The sequence below is a fragment of the Sphaerisporangium sp. B11E5 genome, from assembly GCF_039871875.1.
GTDB lineage: Bacteria > Actinomycetota > Actinomycetes > Streptosporangiales > Streptosporangiaceae > Sphaerisporangium.
Genome location: NZ_JBDPMD010000082.1, coordinates 1 through 23,189, shown reverse-complemented (window position 1 = coordinate 23,189; position 23,189 = coordinate 1). Strand labels below are relative to the sequence as shown.

Here is a 23,189-nt window from a genome sequence, read left to right as displayed (position 1 = left end):
CGGCTGGCAGACCTGGACCACCATCACCTGCCCCGTCAACGGCGCCACCGGCACCCACGACCTCTACCTGCGCTTCACCGGCGGCACCGGCACCCTGTTCAACTTCAACTGGTGGCAGTTCACCAGGTCAGGCGAGCCGACCCCCACCCCGACGCCGACCCCCACCCCGACTCCCACGCCGACCCCGACCCCCACTCCCACGCCGACTCCCACCCCCACTCCCACGCCGACTCCCACCCCCACGCCGACCCCGACGTCCGGTGGCGCGTGCAGCGCCGTCTACCGCACGACCAACACCTGGTCCGGCGGCTTCCAGGGCGAGGTCACGGTGACGGCCGGCAGCGCGGCGATCAGCGGCTGGACCGTCCGATGGACGCTGGCCGGCGGCCAGACGATCTCCCAGGTCTGGAACGGCACGCTGACCGCCAGTGGATCGTCGGTGTCGGTGAGCAACGCCTCCTACAACGGCTCACTCCAGCCGTCCGCCTCCACGACGTTCGGCTTCCTGGCCAACGGCACGCCGTCGGCACCGTCCCTCACGTGCACGAGCTGACGGGAGCGCCGCTGGACAGGACCCGCGACACGGCGGCCTGCTGACCGCGCAAACATGCGATGTCTGTCCTCGCCGCGCTCTGCCGGCGAGGCAGGCATCGGTCGTTCCTCCCGCAAGAAGCCCCGGTAGCGAAGCGATTTCACGATTCTGCCGCAGAGGTCTGGACATCGACCGCTGTTAGGTCATAGAAAGACATCCCATGTCCTGTCGGTAATGGGGCTCAAGGCGATCCTCCAGGAGTTCCACGTGCCCGGAGTGCGGTGCGGTCAGCGACGGCAAAGCAGCCGCGGTGCTTCAGAAGGAGAGACGATGGAACGCAGACGGTTCGCGCTCGTCGCGGCCATGGCCATATCGGGGTGTCTGGTGGCGGCCTGCGGCGGGAACGCCGGAGGCGGCGGGGGCGGGAACGCCGCGACCGCCGGCGCGCCGGCGAAGCCGGTCATCGGTGTGGACTACCCGCGATCGGACACCGACTTCTGGAACTCGTACATCAGCTACGTGCCGAAGATCGGCGGCGAGCTGGGGATGGAGCTCAAGACCACCAACTCCCAGAACGACATCGCCAAGCTGACCGCCAACGTGCAGACCCTGATGGGGCAGGGCGTGCGCAGCGTGGTGATGGCGCCGCAGGACACCGCCGCCGTGGCCCCCACGCTCCAGCAGCTCGAGGCCAAGAAGATCCCCGCCGTCCTGGTGGACACGCGACCGGACACCGGCAACGCCTTCATGGTCGTGCGCGCCGACAACCGGGCGTACGGGGAGAAGGCCTGCCGCTTCCTCGGCGAGAAGCTTCAGGGCAAGGGCAAGGTGGTCATGCTGCAGGGCGACCTGGCGTCCATCAACGGCCGGGACCGCACCGAGGCGTTCAACGAATGCATGAAGCAGAACTACCCGGGCATCAAGGTCTTCGGTGAGGCCACGAAGTGGGACGGAGCGGTGGCCGCGCAGAAGCTCTCGACGGTCCTCACCGCGAACCCGGACGTCAAGGGCGTGTACATGCAGTCCAGCTTCGCCCTCGCCGGCACGCTTCAGTTGCTCAAGCAGCGCGACCTCCTCGTCCCGCCGGACGACCCCAAGCACGTCTTCGTGGTCTCCAACGACGGCATCCCGCAGGAACTGAAGGAGATCGCCGCCGGGAACATCGACGCCACCGTCTCCCAGCCGGCGGACCTCTACGCGAAGTACGCGCTGATGTACGCCAAGGCCGCGGCCGAGGGCAAGACGTTCCAGCCCGGTGCGACCGATCACGACAGCACGATCATCCAGGTCCGGCAGGGACTGCTGGAGGACCAGCTCTCCGCCCCACTCGTCACCGCGGACGGCGGCATGTACGGAGACATCCAGAGCGTGAAGTACGACGACAAGTCGCTGTGGGGCAACAACCTGAGCTGAGAGGTCCAGTCATGGGCGAGTTCGCGGGAGGGCCCGCGAGCCCTTCACCCGCCCGCGACGGCGAGCCGGCCCGGCTCGCCGTCGCGGAGGCGGAGCGCATCACCAAGAGGTACGGCGAGACGGTGGCGCTGGACCAGGCGCACATCACGATCAGCGCGGGGGAGGCCCACGCCCTCGTGGGCCGCAACGGCGCGGGCAAGTCGACCCTGGTCTCCATCCTCACCGGGCTGCAGGCGCCGGACGACGGCGAGGTCCGTTTCGCCGGGGCTCCCGCTCCCCGGCTGTCCGACCGTGACGCGTGGCGCGCGCGGGTCGCCTGCGTGTACCAGAAGTCCACGATCATCCCCGAGCTCACCGTCGCGGAGAACCTGTACCTGAACCGGCACGAGCGCAACAGGCTCGGGCTGGTCGGCTGGAAGGCCCTGTGGACGAAGGCGGCCGAGCTGCTGGAGATGTGGTCGGTGGACGTCGACGTCCGGCGGCCGGCCGGTGAGCTCGGGGTGGAGCAGCGGCAGTTCGTGGAGATCGCGCGGGCGCTGTCGTTCGGCGCGAGGTTCATCATCCTGGACGAGCCCACCGCCCAGCTCGACGGCGCGGCGATCTCCCGGCTCTTCCAGCGGATGCGGGCGATGCGGGAACAGGGAGTCACCTTCCTCTTCATCTCTCACCACCTCCAGGAGATCTACGAGATCTGCGACACCGTCACGGTCTTCCGGGACGCCCGGCACATCCTCACCGCGCCGGTGGAGGAGCTGCCGCACGGGGAACTGGTGGCCGCGATGACCGGCGAGGCCGCGGGACTCCGGCAGCACGCCGCCCGCCCACCGGTCCGGCCGGACGCCCCGGTCGTCCTCGACGTCCAGGGCCTCACCGACGGCGGCACCTACCACGAGGTGGACCTCCGGGTCCGCTCGGGAGAGATCGTCGGGCTGGCGGGGCTCGGGGGCAGCGGGAAGACGGAACTCGCCGAGACCATCGTGGGCCTGCGGGCGCCGCGGGAAGGAACCGTGCGGGTGGCCGGCGACCGTCCGCGCCCCGGCAGCGTCCCCGCCTCGCTGGAGGCGGGCGTGGGGTTCGTGCCGAGGGACCGCCACCACCAGGGCCTGGTGCCGCTGATGTCGATCGCCGACAACGCCACGATGACCGTTCCTGAACGGCTCGGCACGGCGGGTTTCGTCAGCGGCCGGCGCAGGGACGAGCTGGCCCGCCAGATGATCGGCAACCTGGCGATCAAGACGCCCGGCCCTGAACTGCCCGTCTCAGGTCTGTCCGGCGGCAACCAGCAGAAGGTCGTCATGGCCCGCGCCCTGGCCGGCGACCCCCGCCTGCTCGTGCTGATCACCCCGACCGCCGGAGTGGACGTCCGCTCGAAGGAGTTCCTGCTCGGCAAGGTCGAGGAGATCGCCGGGTCCGGGACCGGGGTCGTGATCGCCTCCGACGAACTGGACGATCTGCGGCTGTGCGACCGGGTGCTCGTGATGTTCCACGGCCGCGTCGTCGCGGAACTGGCCGCCGGCTGGCACGACCACGAGATGGTCGCCGCCATGGAAGGAGTCGACCTCGATGCCTGAGACCACCGCCGCCCACGCCGCGACGGGACGCCCGCCGGGCTCCCCGCCGCCGGACGGCGCGCACGGGCGTCGCCCGGGGCTCCGCCTGGCACGGCTGCGCGACCTCGCGCTGGTTCCCGCGGTCATCGCGATCGCGATCGTCGGGCAGATCGTCAACCCGATCTTCCTGCAGGGAACCAACGTGATCAACATCCTGCAGACCATGTCGGAGATCTCGCTGCTCGTGCTGGCGCAGACGCTCGTGCTGGTCGGCGGGAGGATGGACCTCTCGCTGGAGTCGACCTTCGGGCTGGCCCCCGGCGTGGCCGCCTGGATGACGGTCGCGGCGGGGGCCGGGCACGGGCTCGGGTTGCTGCCGGGTGCCTGGGCCATCCCGGTCACCCTCGCCGTCGGGGCGCTGGCCGGGGTGGTGAACGCGCTGTTCATCGTCCGCTTCGGGCTCAACGGCTTCATCGTCACCCTCGGCATGCTCATCGTGCTGCGGGGACTCCTCACCGGCATCTCCGGCGGGCAGACGTTCTTCAACCTCCCGTCGTCCATGACCTACCTCGGCTCCACCCTGTGGCTCGGCGTGCCCGCGTCGATCTGGATCTGCCTGCTGCTGTTCGCGGCGGGCATCGTGCTCCTCGGGTACACCCGGTTCGGCCGCTCGCTGTACGCCATCGGGGGGAACATCGACGCGGGTGATCCAAGGCGGCCGGCATCCGCACCGGCCGCGTCCTGTGGATCACCCTGATCGCGGCGAGCCTCCTGGCCGCGGTCGGCGGCCTCCTGCTGTCGGGCCGGCTGGCCTCCGTCGCCGCCGGCCAGGGCAACGGGGCGATCTTCACGGTGTTCGCCGCCGCCGTCATCGGCGGTGTCAGCCTCAACGGCGGCAAGGGCACGGTGTTCGGCGCCTTCACCGGCATCCTGCTGCTCTACATGATCCAGAACGTGCTCACCCTGGCGGGCGTGCCGGCGCAGTGGATCGAGGCGCTCAACGGCGGGATCATCCTCACCGCCCTCGCCATCTCCCGCCTCACCGGCGGAAAGGTCCAGGAATGACCCGGGGCCGGTCGCGCCGGCAGGGGCTACGACGGCAGCAGCGGCAGCAGCGCGTTGAGGCGGCCGGACGCGAACCCCGACAGATCCACCGAGCAGAAGGTGAAGCCGGCGCCGCGGACGGCGGCGTCGACCTGCTCGCGCAGCTCACCGACGCGGGGGATCTCGGCCCGCGGCACCTCGATCCGGGCGAGCGTGCCACCGGCGTGGGCGCGCACCCGGCACACCGGGAAGCCCAGATCGCGCAGCGCCGCCTCCGCGGCCTCCACCTTGCGCAGGACCTCGGGGGTGACCGGGTCTCCGTAGCCGACCCGCGAGGCCAGGCAGGGCGCGGCGGGCTTGTCCGCGGTGGCGAGGCCCAGCTCCCGGCTGGCCGCGCGGACGTCGGCCTTGGTCAGCCCGGCGTCCACCAGCGGCGCGATGGCTCCGCGCTCGGCCGCGGCTCGCTGCCCGGGCCGGTGGTCGCCGAGGTCGTCGAGGTTGGTGCCGAGCGCGACGCGGGCACCCATCGCGGCCGCCAGCGGCGCGAGCGCGTCGAACAGCGCCGACTTGCAGTGGTAGCAGCGGTCGGCGCCGTTGGCGATGTACTCGGGCCGGTCGGCTTCGTCCGTGCACACCTCGACGTGGGCCAGGCCGTGCCGCCGCGCGAACGCGCGGGCCGCGGCCCGTTCGGAGGCGGCCAGGCTGGGGGAGACCGCGGTCACGGCGAGCGCTCGCGCGCCGAGCACCCGGGCGGCGGCGAAGGCCAGCAGCGCGGAGTCGGCGCCGCCGGAGTAGGCGACGACGACGGCCTCCTCCCGGCGCAGCCGGGCCGTCAGGCGCTCCATGACGTCGCCGGCCGCGGTGCCGGCCGGTCGCGCGGGAGCGGGGTGATCAGTCATCGACGGCACCGCCGAAGGCACGCGAGCCGGTGAGGCTCTCTTCCACGCCGAGGACATGCAGGGCGGCGTGGAGGCGGGCCCGCTCGGGGTCCCGCGCCAGCAGGGCCCGGTGGATGGCCCGGTGCTCCCGCAGGGTGCGCTGGACCGCCTCGGGGTCGGTCATGCCCCGCCAGATCCTGGCCCGCACGGTGCGGCCGGACATGTTCTGGATGACGGCGGCGAGCACCGCGTTGCCGCAGTGGGAGACGATCAGCGAGTGGAAGTCCTCGTCGAGGGCGACCAGCTTCCCGTGCTCGATCTCGTTCCCGGCGACGTGCCGCTCGGCCTGGCCGAGCAGTTCGTCCAGGCGGGCGAGGTCGTCGCCGGGGATGCGCGTGGCCGCCGCGGCCGTCGCCTCCGCTTCCAGGATCCTGCGCACGTGCAGGAACTGCCCGGCCCCGGCGGCCACGTGGATGTCGGCGGCGAAGCCGATCCCGTCCAGCAGCAGGCCAGGGGAGAGGCTGGTGACGTAGGTGCCGTCGCCCTGACGCGTCGTCAGCACCCGCATGGCGATCAGTGCCCGCACGGCCTCGCGCAGGGTGTTGCGTGCCACGCCGAGCTGCTCGGCGAGGTCCTTCTCGACGGGGAGCCGTTGTCCCGGACGCAGCTCCCCAGTGATGATCATCTGCTTGATCGTGTCGATCGCGCCCTCGATGACGCCCAACTCAGCCTCCCCAGCGGTGGCCATCAGGGTAGCGGTAGGCGGCCACCGAGTCGGGATGCATCCGGGCGCTGTAGCCGGGCTTCCCAGGCAACCGGTACCGGCCGCGTTCGACGCGCACGGGGTCGGTGAAGTGCTCGTGCAGATGGTCCACGTATTCGAGGACGCGCCCTTCGAGGCTGCCGCTCACGCACACGTAGTCGACGATCGCCATGTGCTGGACCAGTTCGCACAGGCCCACGCCCCCGCCGTGCGGGCACACCGGCACCCCGAACTTGGCCGCCATCAGCAGGACCGGGACGATCTCGTTGACCGAGGCCAGCCGGCAGGAGTCGATCTGGCAGTAGTCGATCGCCCCCGCCTGCAGGAGCTGCTTGAACATGACGCGGTTGTGGCAGTGCTCGCCGGTGGCCACCCCGACGGGCGCGACCGCCTTGCGGATGGCCGCGTGGCCGATGATGTCGTCGGGGCTGGTCGGCTCCTCGATCCACAGCGGCTCGTACGGGGCGAGCCGGTTCACCCACTCGATGGCCTGGGGAACGTCCCACACCTGGTTGGCGTCGATCATCAGCGTGCGGTCGCCCAGCTCCTCACGGGCGATCGACAGCCGGCGGAGGTCGTCCTCGACCTTCGCGCCGACCTTGAGCTTGACGTGGGTCCAGCCCTCGGCGACGGCCTCGCGGCACAGGCGGCGGAGCTTGTCGTCGTCGTAGCCGAGCCAGCCGGGGGAGGTGGTGTAGGCGGGATACCCGTGTTCGGCGAGTTGGGCGATCCGCGCCTCCCGCGTGGGGGCGAGTGCCGTCAGCATCTCGACGGCCTCGGCGGGAGTGAGCACGTCGGTCAGGTAGCGGAAGTCGCAGGCGGCGACCAGTTCCTCGGGGGTCATGTCCGCGACGAAGCGCCACAGCGGCTTGCCGGCCCGGCGCGCCGCGAGGTCCCAGGCGGCGTTCAGCACGGCCGCGGCGGACAGGTGCACCACGCCCTTCTCCGGCCCCAGCCAGCGCATCTGGCTGTCGGCCATGATGCGGCGGTACAGGCCGCCGAGGCCGGACGCCACCTCGTCCACGTCGCAGCCCGCCAGTTGCCGCGCGATCTGCCTGGCCGCGGCCACGCACAGGTCGTTGCCCCGGCCGATCGTGAACGTCAGGCCGTACCCCGCCAGGCCGGGGTCGTCGGTCTCCAGCACGACGTACGCCGCCGAGTAGTCGCCGTCCGGGTTCATCGCGTCCGAGCCGTCGAGTGTGGCGGAGGTCGGGAACCTGATGTCGATCACGTTCACGGAGGTGATCGTCGGCATGGGCGGCCTCCAATTGATCCGATGAATATGATTCGAACAGTAAGGTCATGCCTGGACAAGGTCAAGCCGGTTCGGGGGCGTTCAGGTAAGAATGGTGTATTAACCCGATGAATCTGCCAAGCTGCCACGACACATGTCCTTGGGAACCAGCGGAGACGACCGACAGTGAAGCTGATGCGTGTGGGGTCGCCGGGCCGGGAGCGGCCCTGCGTCATGGGGCCGGACGGCCGGGTGTTCGACCTGTCGTCGCTGACGGCGGACATCGACGGCGCGTTCCTCGCGGGGGGAGGCGCCGAGCGGGTCAGGTCCGCCCTGGCAGAAGGCCGGCTGCCCGAGGCCGGGCCGTACGAGCGTGTGGGTGCGCCGGTGGCCAGGCCCGGCAAGGTCATCTGTATCGGGCTGAATTACTCCGACCACGCGGAGGAGACCGGGGCCGTGCCTCCTCCGGAGCCGGTGGTGTTCTTGAAGGCGTCCAGCACTGTCGTGGGGCCCGATGATGAGGTGCTGGTGCCGCGGGGGAGTGTGAAGACCGACTACGAGGTCGAGCTGGCGGTGGTTGTGGGGCGTCGGGCGCGGTATTTGTCGTCGCCGGAGGAGGCGGCGGGGGTGATCGCGGGGTATGCGGTCGCCAATGATGTGTCTGAGCGTGAGTTCCAGTTGGAGCGTGGTGGTCAGTGGGACAAGGGTAAGTCGTGTGAGACGTTCAATCCGTTGGGTCCGTGGCTGGTGACGGGGGAGGAGGTCGGGGATCCGCAGGGTCTGGGGTTGCGGTTGTGGGTCAATGGGGAGTTGCGTCAGAACGGCAGTACCAAGGATCAGATCTTCGGTGTGTATCACGTGATCTGGTATCTGAGCCAGTTCATGGTGCTGGAGCCGGGTGACGTGGTGAACACCGGTACCCCGGCGGGTGTGGCGCTGGGCCGTGGTCCGGATGCGTATCTGCGGGAGGGTGACGTGGTGGAGCTGGAGATCGACGGTCTCGGCCGTCAGCGCCAGCGCATGGGCCAGGCGTGAGCGGGGTGACCATGATGCCCGGGGAGGAGGCGGACCATGCGTGGTGAGCCGGCTTGTGGCGCCGGCGGGCCCGCCGCGGACCTCCCTGGCGGCCGGACCACCGTGACCACGTCGGCCGGGCCCGCCACCGTGACCACGCCGGCCGGGCCCGCCACCGTGACCACGCCGGCCGGGCCCGCCACCGTGACCACGTCGGCCGGGTGCGCCAGCCGCGTGATCATGTACACCTCGTGTCCCGGTGACAGGGAGCCGGTCGCCGGCCACCGGGAACGGACCGGTGACCTCGCCGCCACCGTCCTCCGGTCGGGTGGGCATACTGCCGGATACCACCATGACTGTCCCCTATCCCCGGCAGGAGTACCCGTGTCGCGCAGTGTCCCGATCCACCCGCCGCCGGCCGTGGCGACCGCCCACGGCGCACGCGCCCCCCTCGCGGGCGCCGCATGAGCGGGTCGCTCGACCTCGGGTACGCGCGGGTCGACCTCGACCGGGAGGCCCGGCAGGGACTGCCGGAGATCGTCTACGGCCCGGGCAAGCAGGTGACCGAGATCATCGGCATCGTCACCGCCCTGCTCGACCGGAACACCGGGCCCGTCCTGGTGACGCGCGTCGAATCCGCGGCGGCGGAGGCCGTGCTCGCGGCCGTCCCCGCCGGGCGGTACGAGCCGGACGCCCGCCTGCTGGTCTGGCGCCCGGCCCGGCCGGGCGGGCACACCGTGGCCGTGGTCACCGCGGGCACCGCGGACGGGCCGGTGGCCGCCGAGGCCGCCGCCGTCGCGACCGCGCTCGGCCTGCGCACGACGGTCGTACGGGACGTGGGGGTGGCGGGGCTGCACCGGGTGCTGGCCGCCGCCGCGGACCTGCGCGCGGCCGACAGCGTGATCGTTGTCGCCGGCATGGAGGGGGCACTGGCCAGCGTCGTCGGCGGTCTCGTCGAGACGCCGGTGATCGCGGTTCCCACCTCCACCGGGTACGGCGCGGCGCTGGAGGGCGTGACGGCCCTGCTGGCGATGCTCACCTCCTGCGCGGCCGGGATCACCGTGGTGAACATCGACTCCGGGTTCGGTGCCGCGCTCGCGGCCTACCGCCTCACCAGGAGACCGAGGTGATCCTCCATCTGAACCCGTTCGGCGGCCTCGCCGGGGACATGCTGCTCGGGGCACTGCTGGACGCGGGGGCCTCCCTCGACGCCGTCCGGCACGCCGTCGCCCGCACCGGCCTGACCGGGTGGCGGGTGGACGCCGAGGAGGTGCGCAGCGGACCGCTGATCGCCGTCCGTGCCCGGGTCGAGGTCGAGGACGACGCCACCGAGCGCTCCGCCTCTGAGCTGATCACGATGGCGGCCCGCGCCGGCCTGCCGGTCGCCGACGCGGCGCTCACCGCGATCGCCGAGGCGGAGGGCGCGCTGCACGGCGTCCCGGCCGCCGGCGTGCACCTGCACGAGCTCGGCGGGCACGACACGCTGATCGACATCGTCGGGTGCGCGGCGGCGCTTCGCGACCTCGGTGTGACCCGCGTCCACTGCGCCCCGCTGCCGCTCGGCAGCGGCACCGTGCGCACCCGCCACGGTGTGCTGCCGGTGCCCGCCCCCGCCACGCTCGCCCTGCTCGGGGGGGCGATCGTGCGGGGCGGGGCGGAGGGGGAGGCGGTGACCCCCACCGGGGCCGCGCTGCTCCGCGCCGCCGGCACCGTCTACGGCGAGGCACCTGAGATGACGTTGCGCGCCACAGGGTACGGCGCGGGCACCCGCGAGAAGCCGGACCGCCCGAACGTGGTCGTCGCCATGCTCGGGCAGCCCGTGGCCGGGACCGTCCGGCAGGTCGTCCTCTCGACGAACCTGGACGACGTGACCGGCGAGGTTCTCGGGCACGTCATCGAGCGGGCCCTGGCCGCGGGCGCCGCCGACGCGTGGGTCACGCCCGCCGTCATGAAGAAGGGCCGCCCCGCCCACGTCCTGCACGTGCTCACCCCTCCCGAACTGGCCGACCGCCTGCAGGAACTGGTCCTCGCCGAGACGGGCAGCCTGGGACTGCGGCGTGCCCACGTCGAGAAGGTCGCGCTGGCCCGGCACATCGACACGGTGCACCTGTACGGCCAGGAGGTGCGGATGAAGCACGGGCCGTGGGGCGTCAAGCCCGAGTACGAGGACCTGGCGAGGCTCGCCGCCGTCACCGGCAGACCATTGAGGCAACTGGCACGAGAGGCTCTGGACGCACTGTGACTCGAATCGATGCACACCACCACATATGGGAGCTGTCCCGGCGGCGGCAGGCCTGGCTGGAGCCTCCGGAGCTGGCCCCCATCCACCGTGACTTCACCCTCGCCGACCACGCCACCGAGGCGGGGAAGGCGGACATCGGCGGCTCTGTTCTGGTGCAGGTCCTGGCGGACGCGGACGAGACACGCGAGTTCCTCGCTCTGGCGGCGGGGTCGGAGACCGCAGGCGCGGTGGTGGGCTGGGCCGACCTGACCGGTCCCGGCCTCGGCGGCGAACTCGCCGCGCTCGCCGGGGCGCCCGGCGGCGAACTGCTGCGCGGGATCCGCCACCTGGTCCAGGGCGAACCCGACCCGCGCTGGCTGGCCCGCGACGACGTGCGCGGGGGGCTGCGCCAGGTGGCGGAGGCCGGACTCGTCTACGACCTGCTCGTGCTGCCGCACCAACTGCCCGCCGCGATCGAGACCGTCCGCGCGCTGCCCGAGCTGAGCTTCGTCCTCGACCACCTGGCCAAGCCCCCCATCACGTCCGGGGAACGGGAACCGTGGGCGAGCCTGATCCGCGAGCTCGCAGCCGAGCCCAACGTGACGGCGAAGCTCTCCGGTCTCATGACCGAAGCGCCCCCCGGCTGGGACGCGGACACCCTGTGGCCGTACGTCGACGTCGCTCTCGACGCGTTCGGCCCCGGGCGCCTGATGTTCGGCTCCGACTGGCCGGTCTGCCTCCTCGCCGGCACGCTCCCCCTCTGGTCGGAGACGGTGACGGCGCTGCTGACGCGCGCCGGGCTCCCGCCCGCCGAACGTGAGGCCGTGTTCGGGGGCACGGCGGCACGGGTCTACCGCCTGGACGGGTGAGCGCCCGGCGAGCCGGAACCCGTCCGCCCGCGCCGGACGAGCGGCACTCCGCTACGGCACCGAAGTCGGCGTGGACGGTGCCGAGGCGGGCTCGCCGGACGGGCGGACGGGGGCATGGGGGACGATGTACGTCAGCCGGGGGACGGGCCGCGCGGTGCGGGCACGTGCGCGACCGGATCGGCGTCCTCGGCCCACAGGAAGCCGCCCCCGAACACTGACATCGACATGGGATGTCTTTTTATGACCAAACCTGCGAGTTGTCCAGACCCGCCGCCGTCAGTCCCAGGGCAACGGCGCGGCGATGGCTGCGCGACGCGGGCTTGATCCAGGGGACGGGCCATGATGTGATGCGGGCTACATCCCATGTCTACGCTGAAATTTTCAGGTTCAGGGCTTTGTGTTCTCCTCCCTTCCCTCTCTGAGTGCGACCGTGTGGCGTGCCGCCGCCGTCGAAACTCCTGGTGCGGGGCTCGTCCCTGACTGTCCGGCCATAGACCCGATGTATCGCCGCTTATGTGCCGTTTTGGCGCTCTTGACAGCAGGAAACCTCCCCTTAACATCGGGTGTCTGAGGCCGGTCGGCACGGTCGACGCTCCACCTCATGGCTTCCGGCGGCACGTGCCGCGTTCGCCGGGCTGGAGTCCCATCCGCACCCCCTCCTGGGATGGAGAACTGATATGTCCGACTTATCGCGTAGGCAGTTGTTCAGGTTCGGCGCGGCCGGGGCCGGGGCGGCGTTGTTGCCGTTGCAGTGGACGGCCGCCGCGCGGGCGGCGTCGGTGGCGCCGGCGCAGGTGCTGGCGGCGAACGATCTGGCGTTGTGGTACGACGAGAGCGCCGGCACCGACTGGCTGCGTGCGCTGCCGATCGGCAACGGGCGGCTGGGCGCCATGGTGTTCGGCAACGTCGATGTGGAGCGGTTGCAGCTCAACGAGGACACCGTCTGGGCGGGCGGGCCCTACGACCAGAGCAACACCCGGGGCGCGGGGGCGCTGGCCCAGATCCGGCAGGCGGTCTTCCAGAACCAGTGGAGCCAGGCCCAGACCCTGATCGACCAGAACATGCTGGGCAGCCCGGCGGGCCAGCTCGCCTACCAGACCGTGGGCAACCTGCGGCTGACGTTCGCCGCCGGCGGCAGTGGGGTCTCGGAGTACAACCGGCTGCTGGACCTGACCACGGCCACCACCGTGACGACGTACCTGCAGAACGGCGTGCGGTACCGGCGTGAGACGTTCGCCAGCGCACCCGACCAGGTCATCGCGATCCGGCTCACCGCCGACCGCGCGGGCTCGATCACGTTCTCGGCGACGTTCGACAGCCCTCAGCGCATCACCCGCACCAGCCCCGACAGCACGTCGGTGGGGCTGGACGGCATCTCGGGGAACATGGAGGGCAAGAACGGGTCGGTGCGGTTCCTGGCGCTGGCCCGGGCCGTGGCCGACGGCGGCACCGTGAGCAGCTCCGGCGGCACCCTGCAGGTGCGGGGCGCCAACAGCGTCACGCTGCTGGTCTCCATCGGCACCAGCTACGTCAACTACCAGAACGTCGGCGGCGACTACCAGGGCATCGCCCGCAACCACCTCGGTGCCGCGGTGTCCAGGAGCTTCGACGACCTGCGGTCCCGGCACGTGGCCGACTACCAGCGGTTGTTCGGCCGCACCACCCTGGACCTGGGCCGCACCGCCGCCGCCGACCAGCCGACCGACGTGCGGATCGCCCAGCACAACAGCACCAGCGACCCGCAGTTCTCGGTGCTGCTGTTCCAGTTCGGCCGCTACCTGCTGATCTCGTCCTCGCGGCCGGGCACCCAGCCGGCCAACCTGCAGGGCATCTGGAACGACTCGCTCGCCCCGTCGTGGGACTCCAAGTACACCATCAACGCCAACCTGCCGATGAACTACTGGCCCGCCGACACCACGAACCTGTCGGAGTGCTACGACCCGGTGTTCAAGATGGTCAACGACCTGACGGTGACCGGTGCCCGCACCGCGAGGGTGCAGTACAACGCGGGCGGCTGGGTCGCCCACCACAACACCGACGGGTGGCGCGCCACATCGGTGGTCGACGGCGCGTTCTGGGGCATGTGGCAGACCGGCGGCGCCTGGCTAGCCACGCTGATCTGGGACCACTACCTGTTCACCGGCGACACCGCGTTCCTCCAGCAGTACTACCCGGCGCTCAAGGGCGCCGCGCAGTTCTTCCTCGACACCCTGGTGACCGAGCCCAGCCTGGGATACCTGGTCACCAACCCGTCGAACTCCCCGGAGCTGGCCCACCACTCGGGGGTGAGTGTGTGCGCCGGGCCCACGATGGACAACCAGATCCTGCGTGACCTGTTCAACGCGTGCGCCCAGGCCGGCCAGGTGCTGGGGGTGGACGCCGACTTCCGCACCCGGGTGCTGGCCGCCAGGGACCGGCTGGCGCCGATGAAGGTCGGCTCGCGCGGCAACATCCAGGAGTGGCTGTACGACTGGGTGGAGACCGAGCCGAACCACCGGCACGTCTCCCACCTGTACGGGTTGCACCCCAGCAACCAGATCACCCGGCGCGGCACCCCGGCGTTGTACACGGCCGCGCGGCGGACCCTGGAGCTGCGTGGCGACGACGGTACCGGCTGGTCGCTCGCCTGGAAAATCAACTACTGGGCGCGGATGGAGGAGGGCTCCCGGGCGCACACCCTGCTGCGGCTGCTGGTGACCACGGCCCGGCTCGCGCCCAACATGTTCGACCTGCACCCGCCGTTCCAGATCGACGGCAACTTCGGCGCCACCTCGGGCATCGCCGAGATGCTGCTGCAGAGCCACAACGGCGAGCTGCACGTGCTGCCCGCGCTGCCGTCGGCCTGGCCCAGCGGGAAGGTGCAGGGCCTGCGGGGCCGCGGCGGCTACACCGTGGACACCACCTGGAGCTCCGGCGGCGCCGACGAGATCCTCGTGCGGTTCGACCGCGACGGCACCGTCAACGTCCGCAACCGCATGTTCACCGGCACCTACGAGGTGGTCGACACCTCGACGAGCGGCGCCGTCAGCGTCACCAAGCCCGAGGCCGACGTCATCCGGTTCCCGGGCCAGGCCGGCCGCACCTACCGCATGACCGCCCAGCAGCGCAGCAACGCCGTGGCGACCGTCTACGCCGACGCCAACTACGGCGGCGCCAGTGCCGCCCTGACCCCGGGTGACTACACGGCCGCGCAGCTGCAGTCCCTCGGCATCGGCCTGCGGGCCATCTCCTCCCTGCGCGTCACCAGCGGCTACCAGGTGACCGGCTACGCGAACGACAACTTCAGCGGCACGAGCTGGACGTTCACCGCCGACAACGCCAACCTGTCCGCCACCGGCAACAACGACGCCATCGCCTCGCTGCGGGTGACGACCGCCGGCACGCCGGCGGGTTACGTGCGGATCGCCAACGTCACCAGCGGTCTGGTGCTGGACAGCGGCGGCAACGTCGCCTCCGGGTCCAACGTCAAGCAGTGGAACTACGACGGCAGCACCAACCTGCAGTGGCAGCTCGCGGACCTCGGCGGCGGCTGGTACCGGATCGTCAACCGCACCAACGGCATGGTCGTCGACAGCTGGGGCAACACCGCCAACGGCGCCCCCGCCAGGCAGTCGGCCTGGAACGGTGGCAACAACCAGCAGTGGCGCCTGAACAGCATGGGCAACGGCCGCTACCAGATCATCAACCGCGGCACCGGCACGGCCCTCGACGGCCAGGGCAGCACCACCGCCGGCTCCACCGTGATCATGTGGACACCGAACACCAGCACCAACAACCAGTGGACCATCACCGGCGTCTGACGCCACGACACGCGTGTCTCGCCGCGACCGGTCTCCGGTCGCGGCGAGACGGCGAAATTCTCCTATGTGAGCGCTCTCAGACAGAGCCGCGGTTGATCTCCTGATAGCCGGACCGAGGCGTGAAGTACTGGATTTCTTAGCTGAAATTTTCAGGGTCCGGTTCCGCATCCGCACAGTTCGCCTGTTGTCGGACCTGCTCGTGCTTGACCTTCGCCAGAGGACGCAACCACACTCCGCTGGAGTGTCACCCTCCGTGCGGCCGAGTGGAAAGGCCGCATCCGTGTCGCAGCCGCGTGCTGGTTCGGAGGAGGGGATGTTAGCGGTAACAACCAACGGCGATCAAAGCTGCCGATCGGCGCCGGCGGCGAAGAGGAAGACACGTGCGAGATCGAGACGACTCCCTGAACGGCGAGCGACGCTCGCTGAGCCGGAGAACCATCCTGACGACACTGGGGGCCGTGCCGGTCCTCACGGCCACGGCATCGGTCCTCGGTGCCTCGCGTGCCGCGGCCGCCACGGCGGTCATCGATCCTTCTGCGACGCGCCAGACGATCCGAGGCTTCGGCGGCATGGCCCACGCGGGCTGGATCGGCGACCTGACAGCGGCCCAGCGGGACACCGCGTTCGGCACCGGCGAGGGGCGGCTGGGGTTCTCCGTGCTGAGGATCCCCGTCTACGAGAACCAGGCGGACTGGAGCCGTGATCTGGCGACGGCGAGGCGCGCGGTGGAACTCGGGGCGACCGTCATCGCGTCGCCGTGGAACCCCCCGGCGAGCATGGTCGAGACCTTCGTGCGCGGCAGCCAGACGGACGCGAAACGCCTCCGGTACAGCTCGTACGGGGCCTACGCCCAGCACCTGAACGCCTTCACCACCCATATGCGGAACAACGGGGTGAACCTGTACGGCATATCCGTGCAGAACGAGCCCGATTACGCGCACACCTGGACGTGGTGGACTTCCACGGAAATGCTGCGATTCCTGCGGGAGAACGCCGGCTCGATCAGCACCAGGGTCATCGCGCCCGAGTCCTTCCAGTACGTGAAGAGCGTGTCGGACCCCATACTCAACGACCCCACGGCGCTCGCCAACGTGGACATCATCGGGGCCCACCTCTACGGCACGTCGTACGCGAACTTCCCCTATCCCCTCTACAAGCAGAAGGGTGCGGGCAAAGAGCTCTGGATGACCGAGATCTACTACCCCAACAGCAGCGATTCGGCGGACCTGTGGCCCCAGGCGCTCGACGTGGGGGAGCACATCCACCGTGCCATGGTGGACGCCGAGTTCCAGGCGTACATCTGGTGGTACATCCGGCGCAGCTACGGCCCCATGCGTGAGGACGGTCAGATCAGCAAGCGCGGTGCCATGATGGCGCACTTCGCCAGGTTCGTCCGGCCCGGGTATGTGCGGGTCGAGGCGACGGCGAACCCGGCGTCGAACGTCTACGTCTCGGCGTACCGGGGCGGCAGCACCATCGTCATCGTCGCCGTCAACAAGGGGACCTCGGCGGTGAGCCAGCAGTTCACCCTGGCCAACGGCAGCGCCTCCAGTGTCTCGTCCTGGCTGACCGACGCGAGCAGGAACGTCGCGCCCCAGGGGACGACCGGCATGTCGAACGGCTCCCTCACCGTCACGCTTCCCGCCCGAAGCGTGACGACCTTCGTGACCAGCGTGAGCGGTCCCTCGCCCACCCCGACACCCACTCCGACACCCACCCCTACGCCGACACCGACACCGAGTGGCGGCACGGGGCAGTTCCGGGTCGCCTACACGATGAGTGCCTGGAACAACGGCTTCACCGCGAACATCAGCATCACCAACACCGGGACCTCGGCGGTCAACGGCTGGACGCTGGTCTTCACCCTGCCCTCCGGCCAGTCCATCACCTCGGGCTGGAACGCCACCTACTCGCCCTCCAGCGGCCAGGTGAGCGCCCGCAACGTCAGCCACAACGCCGCGCTCGCCCCCGGAGCCACCATCGACGTCGGTTTCCAGGCCACCCACACCGGCAACACCGCCGAACCCACCGCTTTCACCCTCAACGGCGTCCCCTGCACCGTGGTGTGATCCGCGTTGACATAAGACGTCATACGAGTTATGTTTTGCCCCAAGTTGGACTGGGATCGCTCTCGGCGGAGCGAGATCAGTGCGACGAGGAGAAGAGGAGCTGCTGGATCTGTCTCCTGTAGTCGTCGAGGGTGTTGTCGATGTGGGTGGCGGCGGCCTGGGCGGCCGCCTCGGCGTCGCCCACGCTGATGGCCCGGTAGATGGCGTCGTGCTCCTCGACGGCTTTGGCGGCGTGCCCGCCCACTGAGCCGCGCAAGCCCATGAGGCTCGACTGCGCCTGCAGCCTGCGGGCCTCCCGCACCGCTATCTGGAGGAACATGTTGTGTGACGCCGTGGCGACAGCGGTATGGAAGGTGTCGTCACCCTTGTTGAACAGGTCTTCCCGTCCGGTCTCGAAGCCGTGACGGCACACGCCGGCCGCTTCCTCGATGGCCCTGAGCTCAGCGGGGGTGGCCCGGCGGGCAGCCAGCCGGCTGGTCTCCATCTCCTGTGCCCGGCGGAACTCGAACAGCGTGTAGACGTGGTCCAGGTCGGTCGGGAGGAAGAAGGACGCCCAGCGGCCGGTGCCGAGCATTCCCTCGTCGTCGGCCACGTACAGGCCGCGGCCCTTCTGCGCGCGCACCCGGCCTAGCGCGGACAGTATCTTCACCGCCTCGCGGACCACGGTACGGCTGGTGCCCAGTTGCCGGGCGAGTTCGTTCTCGGTCGGCATGCGGTCGCCCGGACGCAGGCGAAGCCGGACGATCAATTCGAGTACCTGCTCGGCGGCCACCTCATAACCCGGCCGGTATCCGCTCTCGCGCGGGGTGTCGGTCACCGTGCTCCCTCCTAGCCGTTCCCTGAAAGTATGACTCTTCGGAAGTCGCCGTCCCCCAAGTGATCGGCCGGCGTCCGTTCGGTACGACGCGTTGCACGGTCGTGCAACCGCCGAGGCCACCGCGGGGGACGGGAAGCGACCGGCCGCCTCCGGCGCCGGTGACAGCGCCTGCCGAGCCGCCGACATGGGATGTCTTCTCCTGGCCGCGGCCCGTGGTGCCCAGATCCGCTCCGGCGGAGTACTTTCCATCTCGGCCATGAGACCCGGATCGCGGGCTTGCCATCGAGGACTCTTGATGGTGAGATGCGTCCTACATCCCATGTCTGAATTGAAAATTTCAGATCAAGGGCTGTGGGCTCTCCAGATTTCCCCGTCCGAGAGAGACCGTCCTGCCCGTTGCCCGGATCGAAACTCCTGGTGCGGGGCTTGTCTCGCGTAACCCAAAGATAGACCCGATGTATAGGTCGGGCAGCGGCCCGCTGACGGCCTTGACAGCGCGAAACCTCTGCTTAACATCGGGTGTCTGAGACCGGGTCGGTGCGCGGTCGATGGTCAACCCTCATCTGGCAACAGCGTGGCGGCGCGCGCCTTTGCCTGACTGAACTGTTCACGTCAGGAAGGAACGTCCCCTATGTTCCGACGTCCGTGGCTGCACACATTGGCCACGTTGGGGCTTCTTGTCTCCGCAGCCGTGTCGCTCAACACTCCGGCAGCGGTCGCGGCGCCCATTCCGGCGTCCGATTACCAGCAGATATCGCTGGCGTCGGGAGGTGCGGAACTGGGCGAGGCCATGTCGCTGGCCGTGTTGCCGAGCCGGTCGGTTCTGCACACGGCGCGTGACGGGACGGTGCGGGTCACCGACGCGGCCGGCAACACCAAAGTGGCGGGCAGGCTGAGCGTCTACGCCCACGACGAGGAAGGGTTGCAGGGCGTCGCGGTGGACCCGGGGTTCGCCTCCAACCGGTATGTCTGGTTGTACTACTCGCCCCGGCTGAGCACGTCCAGCGGGGACGCTCCCGCCACCGGCACGCAGGCGCAGTTCGACCAGTGGAAGGGCGAGCTGTACCTGTCGCGGTTCACGCTGAACTCCGACGAGACGTTGAACATGAGCAGCGAGAAGGTCGTGCTGCGGGTCCCCAACGACCGGGGCCAGTGTTGCCACGTGGGTGGCGACATCGACTTCGACGCGGCGGGCAACCTGTACCTGACCACCGGTGACGACACCAACCCGTTCGAGTCGGCCGGGTACTCGCCGCTGGACGAGCGCACCAACCGCAACCCGCAGTACGACGCGCAGCGCTCGGCGGGCAACACCAACGACCTGCGGGGCAAGGTGCTGCGTATCAAGCCGCAGGCCGACGGCACGTACACCATCCCGAGCGGCAACATGTTCGCGCCGGGCACCGCCAGGACGCGGCCGGAGATCTACGCGATGGGGCTCCGCAACCCGTTCCGGATGAGCGTGGACAAGGCCACCGGTATCGTCTACCTGGGCGACTACGGCCCGGACGCGGGGTCGACCAACTCCAACCGCGGCCCGAGCGGGCAGGTGGAGTTCAACCGGATCACCGCCCCGGGGAACTACGGCTGGCCGTACTGCACCGGCAGCAACAGCACAACCGAGACCTACAACGAGTGGAACTTCGCCACCAACAGCACCGGCGCGAAGTACAACTGCTCGGGTGGCCCGGCCAACAACTCCTTCCGCAACACGGGCCTGGCCACGTTGCCGCCGGCGAAGCCGGCCTGGATCAGGTACGCCGGGGACTCGGGGTCGCCGCCGGAGTTCGGCAGCGGTTCGGAGTCGCCGATGGGCGGCCCGGTCTACCGCTACGACCCGAACCTGAACTCCAGCGTGAAGTTCCCCCAGTCGCTGGACGGGCGGTTCTTCGCCGGTGAGTACGGCCGGCGCTGGATCAAGGCCATCGAGGTGAAGGCCGACGGCGGTTACGGCGAGATCTCGGCGTTCCCGTGGACCGGCACCCAGGTCATGGACATGGCCTTCGGCCCGGACGGCGCCCTGTACGTGCTGGACTACGGCACCGGCAGCAACAACCAGGCGCTGTACCGCATCGAGTACATCGGCACGGCCAACCGCAACCCGATCGCCAAGGCGGCGGCGGACAAGACCTCCGGGCCGGCGCCGCTGACGGTGAACTTCTCCTCGGCCGGCAGCTCCGACCCCGAGGGCGGGACGCTGACGTACTCGTGGAACTTCGGCGACGGCACCAGCTCCACCGCCGCCAACCCGTCCAAGACCTACACCGCCACCGGCACCTTCACCGCGACACTGACCGTCCGCGACCCGCAGGGGCTCACCGGCACCGCGAGCGTGATCGTCACCGTGGGCAACACCGCCCCGTCGGTCACCCTGTCCCAGCCCGGCGACGGCCAGTTGTTCTCCTTCGGCGACACCGTCCCGTTCCAGGTGACGGGAAGCGACGCCGAGGACGGCGCGCTGGACTGCTCGAAGGTGACGGTGACCTACTACCTGGGGCATGACAGCCACAGCCACCAGATCACCGGCAAGACGGGAAGCTGCAGCGGGACGATCACGGTGCCGGTGGACGGCGAGCACGACGCCGCGGCCAACCTCTACGGCCTGTTCGTGGCGACCTACACCGACAACGGCGGCCTGACCACCACCAGCACCCGCACGCTCCAGCCGCGGCACCGCCAGGCCGAGCACTTCACCACCCAGCAGGGCATACAGACCGCCGACCACACCAGCGCCGAGGGCGGTAAGACCATCGGCTTCACCGACGACGGCGACTGGATCGCCTTCCAGCCCTACTCGCCGACCGGCGCCACGCGGTTCACCGCGCGGGTGTCCTCCGCCGGCGCCGGCGGCAGGATCGAGGTGCGGGCCGGCTCGGCGAGCGGCACCCTGCTCGGCACCGCGACCGTCCCGGTCACCGGGAACTGGGAGACCTTCGCCACCGTCACCGCGAGCATCAGCGGTGTGCCGTCGGGCACGACCACGTTGTACCTGGTGTTCCGCGGGGCCACCGGTCAGGGGTACTTGTTCGACCTGGACGCCTTCACCCTCGACTCCGGCACATCCCCCACTCCCACGCCCACCCCGACTCCGACTCCCACTCCCACGGCGGGCACGAGCGCGTTGCGTGGTGTGGCGTCGGGGCGGTGCCTGGACGTCAACGGTGCTTCTCAGGCCAATGGCGCGCAGGTGCTGATCTGGGACTGCAACGGGCAGGTCAACCAGCAGTGGACCTCGACCAGTGCGGGTGAGCTGCGGGTGTACGGCGGCAAGTGCCTGGACGTCAACGGTGGTGGCACGGCGGACGGTACCGCAGTGATCATCTGGGACTGCAACGGCCAGAACAACCAGAAGTGGCGTTTCAACTCCGACGGCAGCATCACCGCGGTCGGGGCGAACAAGTGCCTGGACGTCGTCAGCGGCGGCACCGCCAACGGCACCCGCGCACATATCTATACGTGCAACGGCCAGAACAACCAGAAGTGGACCCGCGTCTGAGGCACCCCCGGCCTCGACCGCACCGCGAACCACCAATCGCGTGACGGCCCGGCGCGGCGGCTTCATCGACGAAGCCGCCGCGCCGGGCACCGCGACGGAAGGAAACCCATGCTGCGACATCTGACCCCCGCCGCACCCGCGTCGGGAAGCGACCGCAAGACCTCTCTGTTGCGTCGCCTGCCGGCGGCCGCGGTGGCGCTCGTCGCCGCCGCCGCGGTGCTGATCCCCGCCGTCCCCGCCCAGGCCGCCTCCTACAAGGTGCTGGTGTTCTCCAAGACGGCCGGCTTCCGGCACGACGCCATCCCCGTCGGCATCCAGACCATCCAGCAACTCGGCTCCGCCAACGACTTCACCGTGGACGCCACCGAGGACTCCAACGCCTTCAACGCGTCCAACCTCGCCCAGTACAAGGCGGTGGTGTTCCTCAACACCACCGGTGACGTGCTGAACGACACCCAGCAGTCCGCCTTCCAGTCGTACGTGAACGGCGGCGGCGGTTACGTGGGGGTGCACTCGGCCGCGGACACCGAGTACAACTGGGCGTACTACGGGCAGCTCATGGGGGCCTGGTTCAACAACCACCCGGCCATCCAGCGGGCCACCGTGCGGACCGAGGACCGGGCGCACGCCGCCACGGCGCACCTCGCGCAGACCTGGTCACGCACCGACGAGTGGTACAACTACCGCACCAACCCCCGCTCGTCCGTGCGGGTGCTGCAGAGCCTGGACGAGAGCAGCTACAGCGGTGGCGGCATGGGTGACCACCCCATCACCTGGTGCCGTCCCCAGTCCGCGGGGCGGGCGTTCTACACCGGCCTCGGGCACACCCAGGAGTCGTACTCCGACACGGCGTTCCGCACGCTGCTGCTCGGCGGCATCCGGTACGCGGCCAAGGCCACCAACGCCGACTGCCGCCCGGAGACCGGGTACACGACGTTGTACAACGGCTCGACCACCGGCTGGACGCAGGCCGGGCCGGGGTCGTTCACCAACAGCGACGCCACGCTGACCTCCCAGGGCGGCATGGGCATGCTGTGGTACAACGCCAAGGAGTTCCGTTCCTACTCGCTCAAGCTCGACTGGAGACTGACCGGCGACTCCAACTCCGGGGTGGTCGTCGGGTTCCCGGCCACCAGCAATCCGCAGACGGCGCTCGACACCGGGTACGAAGTGCAGATCGACGCGACCGACAGCGCGGACAAGACGACGGGCGCGATCTACGGGTTCAAGTCGGCTGACACCGCCGCACGGGACGCGGCGCTGAACCCGCCGGGCCAGTGGAACACCTACGAACTGCTGGTCGAGGGCGAGCGGCTGCAGGTGTTCCTGAACGGCACCAAGATCAACGACTTCACCAACACCGACCCGGCCCGCTCGCTCCAGCAGGGCTACATCGGCATCCAGAACCACGGGTCCGGCGACGTGGTGGCGTACCGCAACATCCGCATCAAGGAACTGGCCGGTCCCACCCCCACTCCCACCCCCACCC

18 protein-coding genes are annotated in these 23,189 nt (G+C 70.1%); 13 read left to right on the top strand and 5 right to left on the bottom strand.

Annotated elements, in window-relative coordinates:
• The 5 genes from ABGB17_RS37860 to ABGB17_RS37840 form a co-directional block, all read left to right on the top strand.
• The coding region (locus ABGB17_RS37860; RefSeq protein ID WP_347639035.1) for a cellulose binding domain-containing protein at positions 1–553 on the top strand (553 nt) is incomplete at its 5' end.
• Positions 554–862: 309 nt separating this feature from the next.
• Positions 863–1,945 (top strand): sugar ABC transporter substrate-binding protein, encoded by a 1,083-nt coding sequence (locus ABGB17_RS37855; RefSeq protein WP_347639034.1) that lies wholly within the window; start codon positions 863–865, stop codon positions 1,943–1,945.
• A gap of 11 nt (positions 1,946–1,956) precedes the next feature.
• Entirely contained in the window at positions 1,957–3,516 is a 1,560-nt protein-coding gene (locus tag ABGB17_RS37850) for a sugar ABC transporter ATP-binding protein (protein ID WP_347639032.1), read from the top strand.
• The gene (locus ABGB17_RS37845; RefSeq protein WP_347639030.1) at positions 3,509–4,252 is read left to right on the top strand and encodes an ABC transporter permease; all 744 of its coding nucleotides are present in this window, start codon (positions 3,509–3,511) and stop codon (positions 4,250–4,252) included. The genes ABGB17_RS37850 and ABGB17_RS37845 overlap by 8 nt, the downstream gene beginning before the upstream one ends.
• A 95-nt stretch (positions 4,253–4,347) precedes the next feature.
• The gene (locus ABGB17_RS37840) at positions 4,348–4,560 is read left to right on the top strand and encodes a hypothetical protein (protein WP_347639028.1); all 213 of its coding nucleotides are present in this window, start codon (positions 4,348–4,350) and stop codon (positions 4,558–4,560) included.
• Positions 4,561–4,586: 26 nt separating this feature from the next.
• On the opposite strand, the gene larE is transcribed toward ABGB17_RS37840, so the two are convergent.
• Genes larE through ABGB17_RS37825 form a run of 3 tightly spaced genes read right to left on the bottom strand, consistent with a single transcriptional unit; the run spans position 4,587 to position 7,435 of the window.
• Positions 4,587–5,438: an ATP-dependent sacrificial sulfur transferase LarE gene (gene larE / locus ABGB17_RS37835; protein WP_347639026.1), complete on the bottom strand. Its 852-nt coding sequence runs from the start codon at positions 5,436–5,438 to the stop codon at positions 4,587–4,589.
• Positions 5,431–6,141: an FCD domain-containing protein gene (locus ABGB17_RS37830; protein ID WP_347639024.1), complete on the bottom strand. Its 711-nt coding sequence runs from the start codon at positions 6,139–6,141 to the stop codon at positions 5,431–5,433. The genes larE and ABGB17_RS37830 overlap by 8 nt, the downstream gene beginning before the upstream one ends.
• A 1-nt stretch (position 6,142) precedes the next feature.
• Positions 6,143–7,435, bottom strand: coding sequence for an L-fuconate dehydratase (locus ABGB17_RS37825; protein ID WP_347639022.1), 1,293 nt, complete (start codon positions 7,433–7,435; stop codon positions 6,143–6,145).
• Positions 7,436–7,600: 165 nt separating this feature from the next.
• On the opposite strand from ABGB17_RS37825, the gene ABGB17_RS37820 reads away from it, so the two are divergent.
• Positions 7,601–8,449: a fumarylacetoacetate hydrolase family protein gene (locus ABGB17_RS37820; protein ID WP_347639020.1), complete on the top strand. Its 849-nt coding sequence runs from the start codon at positions 7,601–7,603 to the stop codon at positions 8,447–8,449.
• On the opposite strand, the gene ABGB17_RS37815 is transcribed toward ABGB17_RS37820, so the two are convergent.
• A complete protein-coding gene (locus tag ABGB17_RS37815; protein ID WP_347639018.1) occupies positions 8,422–8,670 on the bottom strand; it encodes a hypothetical protein in 249 nt (82 codons plus the stop codon). The genes ABGB17_RS37820 and ABGB17_RS37815 overlap by 28 nt on opposite strands.
• A gap of 222 nt (positions 8,671–8,892) precedes the next feature.
• Here ABGB17_RS37815 and larB point away from each other — a divergent pair, with 222 nt between their 5' ends.
• The 5 genes from larB to ABGB17_RS37790 all read left to right on the top strand — a co-directional run bounded on the left by larB (position 8,893) and on the right by ABGB17_RS37790 (position 17,387).
• Complete coding sequence (larB, locus tag ABGB17_RS37810) at positions 8,893–9,558, top strand: nickel pincer cofactor biosynthesis protein LarB (protein ID WP_347639016.1); 666 nt, start codon at positions 8,893–8,895, stop codon at positions 9,556–9,558.
• Positions 9,555–10,670 carry a nickel pincer cofactor biosynthesis protein LarC gene (gene larC, locus ABGB17_RS37805; RefSeq protein ID WP_347639014.1) on the top strand — a complete coding sequence of 372 codons (1,116 nt, stop codon included), beginning with the start codon at positions 9,555–9,557 and terminating at the stop codon, positions 10,668–10,670. The genes larB and larC overlap by 4 nt, the downstream gene beginning before the upstream one ends.
• Positions 10,667–11,518 (top strand): amidohydrolase family protein, encoded by an 852-nt coding sequence (locus ABGB17_RS37800; RefSeq protein WP_347639013.1) that lies wholly within the window; start codon positions 10,667–10,669, stop codon positions 11,516–11,518. The genes larC and ABGB17_RS37800 overlap by 4 nt, the downstream gene beginning before the upstream one ends.
• A gap of 677 nt (positions 11,519–12,195) precedes the next feature.
• Entirely contained in the window at positions 12,196–15,318 is a 3,123-nt protein-coding gene (locus ABGB17_RS37795) for a glycoside hydrolase N-terminal domain-containing protein (RefSeq protein WP_347639011.1), read from the top strand.
• A gap of 380 nt (positions 15,319–15,698) precedes the next feature.
• Positions 15,699–17,387, top strand: a complete 1,689-nt coding sequence (locus ABGB17_RS37790) for a cellulose binding domain-containing protein (protein WP_347639009.1) — start codon at positions 15,699–15,701, stop codon at positions 17,385–17,387.
• A 76-nt stretch (positions 17,388–17,463) separates the two neighbouring features.
• Here the strand turns inward: ABGB17_RS37790 and ABGB17_RS37785 are convergent, their stop codons facing one another.
• Positions 17,464–18,204 carry an FCD domain-containing protein gene (locus ABGB17_RS37785; RefSeq protein WP_347639007.1) on the bottom strand — a complete coding sequence of 247 codons (741 nt, stop codon included), beginning with the start codon at positions 18,202–18,204 and terminating at the stop codon, positions 17,464–17,466.
• Between the two features lie 631 nt (positions 18,205–18,835).
• On the opposite strand from ABGB17_RS37785, the gene ABGB17_RS37780 reads away from it, so the two are divergent.
• Both ABGB17_RS37780 and ABGB17_RS37775 read left to right on the top strand, forming a co-directional pair.
• Positions 18,836–21,700 carry a lectin gene (locus ABGB17_RS37780; RefSeq protein WP_347639005.1) on the top strand — a complete coding sequence of 955 codons (2,865 nt, stop codon included), beginning with the start codon at positions 18,836–18,838 and terminating at the stop codon, positions 21,698–21,700.
• A 108-nt stretch (positions 21,701–21,808) separates the two neighbouring features.
• Positions 21,809–23,189: ThuA domain-containing protein (locus ABGB17_RS37775; RefSeq protein WP_347639003.1), on the top strand; the 1,381-nt coding region annotated here is incomplete at its 3' end.

What these genes read in the sequence shown, in the direction of transcription:
- ABGB17_RS37825 (WP_347639022.1), bottom strand. Translation starts at nt 7,435, where the DNA reads ATGCCGACGATCACCTCCGTGAACGTGATCGACATCAGGTTCCCGACC.
- ABGB17_RS37850 (WP_347639032.1), top strand. Translation starts at nt 1,957, where the DNA reads ATGGGCGAGTTCGCGGGAGGGCCCGCGAGCCCTTCACCCGCCCGCGAC.
- larB (WP_347639016.1), top strand. Translation starts at nt 8,893, where the DNA reads ATGAGCGGGTCGCTCGACCTCGGGTACGCGCGGGTCGACCTCGACCGG.
- ABGB17_RS37780 (WP_347639005.1), top strand. Translation starts at nt 18,836, where the DNA reads ATGTTCCGACGTCCGTGGCTGCACACATTGGCCACGTTGGGGCTTCTT.
- ABGB17_RS37795 (WP_347639011.1), top strand. Translation starts at nt 12,196, where the DNA reads ATGTCCGACTTATCGCGTAGGCAGTTGTTCAGGTTCGGCGCGGCCGGG.
- ABGB17_RS37855 (WP_347639034.1), top strand. Translation starts at nt 863, where the DNA reads ATGGAACGCAGACGGTTCGCGCTCGTCGCGGCCATGGCCATATCGGGG.
- ABGB17_RS37845 (WP_347639030.1), top strand. Translation starts at nt 3,509, where the DNA reads ATGCCTGAGACCACCGCCGCCCACGCCGCGACGGGACGCCCGCCGGGC.
- larE (WP_347639026.1), bottom strand. Translation starts at nt 5,438, where the DNA reads ATGACTGATCACCCCGCTCCCGCGCGACCGGCCGGCACCGCGGCCGGC.
- ABGB17_RS37815 (WP_347639018.1), bottom strand. Translation starts at nt 8,670, where the DNA reads ATGATCACGCGGCTGGCGCACCCGGCCGACGTGGTCACGGTGGCGGGC.